Annotated in this window: 3 protein-coding genes and 1 pseudogene; 3 read left to right on the forward strand and 1 reads right to left on the reverse strand. The window is 38.1% G+C overall.

Features of this window, described 5'->3' with window-relative positions:
- Together K6D58_RS02385 and K6D58_RS02390 are read left to right on the forward strand one after the other, a co-directional pair.
- A pseudogene (locus tag K6D58_RS02385) lies at nucleotides 1-238 on the forward strand (ATPase); the annotation flags it as partial.
- 12 nt (nucleotides 239-250) lie between these two features.
- On the forward strand, nucleotides 251-3,439 hold the full coding sequence (locus tag K6D58_RS02390) for a type I restriction endonuclease subunit R (RefSeq protein ID WP_296827173.1): 3,189 nt from the start codon (nucleotides 251-253) through the stop codon (nucleotides 3,437-3,439).
- A 31-nt stretch (nucleotides 3,440-3,470) separates the two neighbouring features.
- On the opposite strand, the gene K6D58_RS02395 is transcribed toward K6D58_RS02390, so the two are convergent.
- Complete coding sequence (locus K6D58_RS02395; protein ID WP_296827175.1) at nucleotides 3,471-4,589, reverse strand: site-specific integrase; 1,119 nt, start codon at nucleotides 4,587-4,589, stop codon at nucleotides 3,471-3,473.
- Between the two features lie 293 nt (nucleotides 4,590-4,882).
- Here K6D58_RS02395 and K6D58_RS02400 point away from each other — a divergent pair, with 293 nt between their 5' ends.
- Nucleotides 4,883-5,275 (forward strand): hypothetical protein, encoded by a 393-nt coding sequence (locus K6D58_RS02400; RefSeq protein ID WP_296827177.1) that lies wholly within the window; start codon nucleotides 4,883-4,885, stop codon nucleotides 5,273-5,275.
- Nucleotides 5,276-5,424: the final 149 nt, after the last annotated feature.

Genomic DNA, 5,424 nt, shown 5'->3' on the forward strand with positions numbered 1-5,424 from the left:
TAAAATCGGTGTGCTTCCAAACAAAGAAATTGACTTTATTGCGCAAAAGGGAAATCAACTGGAGTATTACCAGGTCACTTACCTTCTTGCCTCTGATGAAACTGTCCAGCGGGAATTTGGCGCATATGATTCTGTAAAAGATAATTACCCAAAATACGTTTTATCTCTTGATGATTTTGATTTTTCCCAAAAGGGCATTATTCATAAAAATGTGATAAAATGGTTACTTGAAGAATAAGGAGAATAGTATATGTCGTCCTACACAGAAGAATCCTATGAAAATGCCCTGATCGAACTCTTCACCGACACTCTGGGCTACGACCATGTGTATGGACCTGACATTGACCGCGACTTTCGCTCTCCTTTATATGATTCTGTTCTTGAAGATTCCATCCGCAGACTGAACCCAAAGGCCATTCCTGCTGCAATTGATGAGGCTCTCCTTAAACTCCGTAATTTTGAAAACGCAGAGCTTAAAAAGAAGAATGCACTTTTTATGGAATATCTTCAGAATGGAATTGAAGTTTCGTATTCATTAAATGGTGAGACAAAATCTGATATCATCTATCTTGCAGACTTTTCCAATCCTGCTAACAATTCTTTTATCGTTGCAAACCAATGGACCTTTATAGAAAACTCAAACAAACGACCTGATATTCTGCTTTTCTTAAACGGCCTTCCTGTCTGTCTTTTTGAATTAAAATCACCAAGCCGTGAGCAGACTGATGCCAGCGAGGCTTATACTCAAATCCGTAACTACATGCAGGAAATTCCTTCCATGTTTATTTACAACTGTATCTGTGTAATGAGCGACCAGCTTACAAGTAAGGCAGGAACAATCACCTCTGGCGAAGACCGTTTTATGGAATGGAAAACCAAAGACGGCAACATGGAGTCCAAGGCCTTTGCAGATTTTACTACTTTCTTTGAAGGCATTTTCCAGAAAGCTCGTCTCCTGGATATCATAAAAAACTTTATCTGCTTTAATAATGATGGAATCAATTCATATAAAATATTAGCAGGATATCATCAGTATTTTGCAGTCCGTAAGACAGTTGAACGCACAAAACTTGCAGTAACAGGAGACGGAAAAATTGGTGTCTTCTGGCATACCCAGGGGTCCGGAAAATCTCTTTCTATGGTTTTCTACGCTCATCTTTTGCAGCAGACAATCGATAGTCCCACTATTGTTGTAATCACAGACCGAAACGATCTTGATAACCAGCTATACAGTCAGTTTTCCAACTGCAAGGATTTCCTCCGGCAGGATCCAGTACAGGCAGAAAGCAGGGAGCATTTAAAACAGCTTCTTGAAGGCCGAAAAGCAAACGGTATTATCTTTACCACAATGCAGAAATTTGAAGAAAACGATGAACCTCTCAGCCAGCGAAAAAATATCATCGTAATGGCTGATGAAGCTCACCGCGGTCAGTATGGTCTTACTGAAAAAATTAAAACTTCAAAGGACGAAAATGGAAATTTACTTGCCCGCCGCACAATCGGTACAGCCCGCATAATCCGTGACTCTCTACCAAATGCAAGTTACATTGGTTTTACAGGAACCCCTATCAGCCGGCAGGACCGCAGTACTATCGAAGTTTTTGGTGACTACATTGACATTTACGACATGACTCAGGCAGTTATGGATGGTGCAACCCGTCCTGTTTATTATGAAAGCCGTGTAATTAAACTCAAACTTGATGACAAAGTCCTTGCACAAATTGATGCTGAATATGACTTTCTTGCACAAAATGCTGATGAAGAGGTAATAGAAAAAAGCAAGCATGAACTTGGCAAAATGGAAGAAGTCTTAGGTGCTGACCAGACAATAGATTCCCTGGTTAATGATATTCTGAATCACTACGAAAATGAACGCCAGTACCTTTACACAGGTAAAGCAATGATTGTCGCATACAATCGAAAAATCGCCATGAAAATATTCAACCGGATTCTTGAACTCCGTCCTTCCTGGGCTGGCACAAGTAGTCAGGTTACAATCAACAACAAAACAATTACTGTTCCCGGAGATGACGCCCGTATAGCCGTAGTAATGACAGAAAGTAATAAAGACCCGGAAGAATGGCGTGCAATCATTGGTAATAAAAACCGTAAACAGGAACTTGCAACACGTTTTAAGGATAACGATAGTCCTCTTAAAATTGCAATTGTTGTAGATATGTGGCTTACCGGCTTTGATGTTCCTTCCCTCGCCACAATGTATGTTTATAAACCAATGGAAAGCTACAATCTTATGCAGGCAATTGCACGTGTAAACCGTGTTTTTAAGGATAAGGAAGGCGGGCTTGTCGTAGACTACGTTGGAATCGCTAACGCCCTTAAACAGGCAATGAACGACTACACCATTCGTGACCGGGAAAATTACGGAGAAATGGATGTAGCAAAGAGAGCCTTCCCTAAGTTCCAGGAAAAACTTGAAATCTGTCAGAATCTCTTTTTTGGCTATGACCATAGTGACTTTTATGAAAATTCAGAGCTTAAAAGAGGAATGGCTATCACAGGAGCTATAAATTTTATAATGGCTCCGGACAAAGAAGAAGAAAAACAGTCTTTTATAAAAGAAGCTCTTATGTTAAAACAGTCGCTTTCCCTTTGTTCGTCTATGGTGCAAGAAAAGATGAGAATGGAAGCTGCCTTCTTTGAAGCTGTTCGCGTTCCTATAATGCGTTTAATGTACAATCCATCCAATAAAAAATTCTCACTTAAAGAAATAAATGACAGAATCAACGAACTTCTAAAACAGACAGTAAAATCTGACGGAGTTATAAATCTTTTTAGCGATGTAGGTGAAGAGTTCAACCTCTTTGATCCAAAGTTTCTGGCTGATGTAGCAAAAATGAAAAATAAAAATCTTGCTGTAGAAATGCTTAAAAAACTTATCAATGAACAAGTAAAAGTTTACCGCCGCACAAATCTTGTAAAATCAGAAAAATTCAGTGAGCTTGTCCAGCAAACATTAAACCGCTACTTAAACGGAATGCTCACCAACGAAGAAGTAATCCAGGAAATGCTCAATCTTGCTAAAGAAATGGCAGCGGCAAGCGCAGAAGGAAACAAGCTTGGATTAACAGATGAAGAACTTGCTTTCTACGATGCACTTACAAAACCTGAAGCTGTAAAAGATTTTTATTCAAATGAAGAACTAATTGCACTCACAAAAGAACTTACGGAAACCCTCAGGAAAAATAAAACCATCGACTGGCAGAAAAAAGAATCTGCCCGGGCAAAAATGCGACTGATTGTAAAGAGGCTTCTTAAAAAATACAAATACCCGCCGGAAGGTCAGGAAGCTGCATTAAAAACAGTAATCAGCCAGTGTGAAATGTGGACTGATTCACTCTCAGATTTTGAAGACGACAAATCTTACACCCTTACTGACAATCAAAAAGACCTTATGGTAGCCGAAGAGTATTCTGAATAAAAATCCCCTGTTCCAAATCCATGTGCCCCCCCTACTCGACAGGGAGGCCCATGTTCTGGAGGTAGCGCTTGGTGGTGTTGAGGGTGGAGTGGCCCAGCATTTTTTGTATCTTATGGAGCTTCTGGGAATTATCAGATCCACTTTCATTTTCTGATGTATAAATACGTTTTACAGCATAGGCCCTCAGGTTCTTTAAGCCGTATGGATGTTTGATTTTTCCTTCTTCGTAAAGCTGCTTGATTTTTTTTATAATGATGTTTTCGCAGGAATGAAGGGGAATATTGTTATTGATGTAAAAAAATTCACCTCTGGCAGGACCTTCACCATATTCATATTCCTCATCTGGAATTTCATCCCAGTAGTCAAATAGAATTTTATTGTACCAGTCAGGTTCATTTATATAATCATAATACCCCTTATAAGTCTGCATTACAGCGTTATCATCGACTTCCCAGGTGTCTTCCACCTTTTTATCCAGTGGATAATCCCAGACATCTTCCATAGTCCAGCAAAAAACTGTACGGATATACTGATCCTGATCACCTTTATGATTCACGTAGCAAAGATAACTATAACTTATATTATACAAAGCAGTCAGGGAGTAACCTTTAATACTCATCAGGGCAACGATAGCTGCTTTTTCAAGAGGAAGCTCAGAGGTGATTGTGCGCAGTTCATCTTCATCAGGAACAAGAAACTGCTCGCCGCTTTTATATTCAATTTCTGACAGCTTCACAAGTTCAAATGGATTAACAAGAATTACCCTGCGGCTTATAAGATAATTGTAAAAGGTACGAACCCTTGAAACCAGAACCCTTACCGACCCCTGAGACATTCCCTGGGCATACAAGTCTTTTACAAAACCAACTACATCGTCTTTTTTTATATCATAAAAATGAGCTGCAATTGTAGAACAGTAAGACGCAAAAACATCCAGATTGGATTGTGTTACCTTTCTATATTTTTCCTGAACTGTTTCTAAATAGTCATCCCTGAAATCTTGATAAACAGGCGGGTCTTCTTCTCTATCCAGAAATGCAAGATACACCTTAAAATTTGCAAAAAAATCATCGATTCTTTCATTAAAGGTCCTTAAAATTGGATAAGCATCCACAATTTCCTTGTATAATCTTTCTTCTTCTATGGTCATTTTAAAAAATTCCCTCTTTTTCTTAAAAAAATTAAAAATAACGCGTTAAATAACATTGACAAAACATTCGGAATATTTTAAGGTTTTCACATCAGGTGTAATTTAACACGTTATAAAACTTAAGTAAAGAAGAAAATGTGAAAAAGCTTCAGGCTAAATGATTCACAAAAAATTGAACTGAAGAAAAAGTTTTTATCCGGGGTATCAGAAGTGCGCCGTGCAATCGGTTTTCGTTAATTATTTTAATTAGTTATAAACTGGAAGTTTTCCAGATTTTATAAAAGGAGTTCAAAATGAAAAAAAATTTAAAAGTTCTTCTGGCAGCTTCATGTCTGCTGGCCATGTTTGCTTCATGCAGCAAATCAACAAAAGCATCTCAGAAGAAAACAAGCTTTGCAGGAAACACCTACAGAGAAGAAGAGAAAGGGGGCGAAGTTCTTTCTTTTGTTGATTCAAAGTATTGCTTCAGGGGTCTTGAATGTAACTACTATGATTACAATGAAGATTCAAATGTGCTTACTTTAACAGCAACAGAAAAACTGGGATCAACAAAAACTACTTACACCTATGATTCTGCAAATAAAACATTCATAGCTTCAAACGGAGCTATTCTTCCTTTTAAAGAAACAATGTCTGACAAAGACATTAAAGAGGCAAAAGAACTGATTAAACTTTTTACTGAGTAAGTAACAATATTACCTTAACAAGGGGAGCCTTCTTTTTGTGTGTGGGGAGGGCTCCTCTTTTTGTTAAAGGCAAATATAAATTGGAATATAATTCAAACAAAGCAAATTTTATTGACCTCAATCAATCTTACGTAATTTCCCCCAATAGA

The organism is Treponema sp. (assembly GCF_024696245.1).
Taxonomy (GTDB): Bacteria; Spirochaetota; Spirochaetia; order Treponematales; family Treponemataceae; genus Treponema_D.

What these genes read in the sequence shown, in the direction of transcription:
- K6D58_RS02390 (WP_296827173.1), top strand. Translation starts at nt 251, where the DNA reads ATGTCGTCCTACACAGAAGAATCCTATGAAAATGCCCTGATCGAACTC.
- K6D58_RS02400 (WP_296827177.1), top strand. Translation starts at nt 4,883, where the DNA reads ATGAAAAAAAATTTAAAAGTTCTTCTGGCAGCTTCATGTCTGCTGGCC.
- K6D58_RS02395 (WP_296827175.1), bottom strand. Translation starts at nt 4,589, where the DNA reads ATGACCATAGAAGAAGAAAGATTATACAAGGAAATTGTGGATGCTTAT.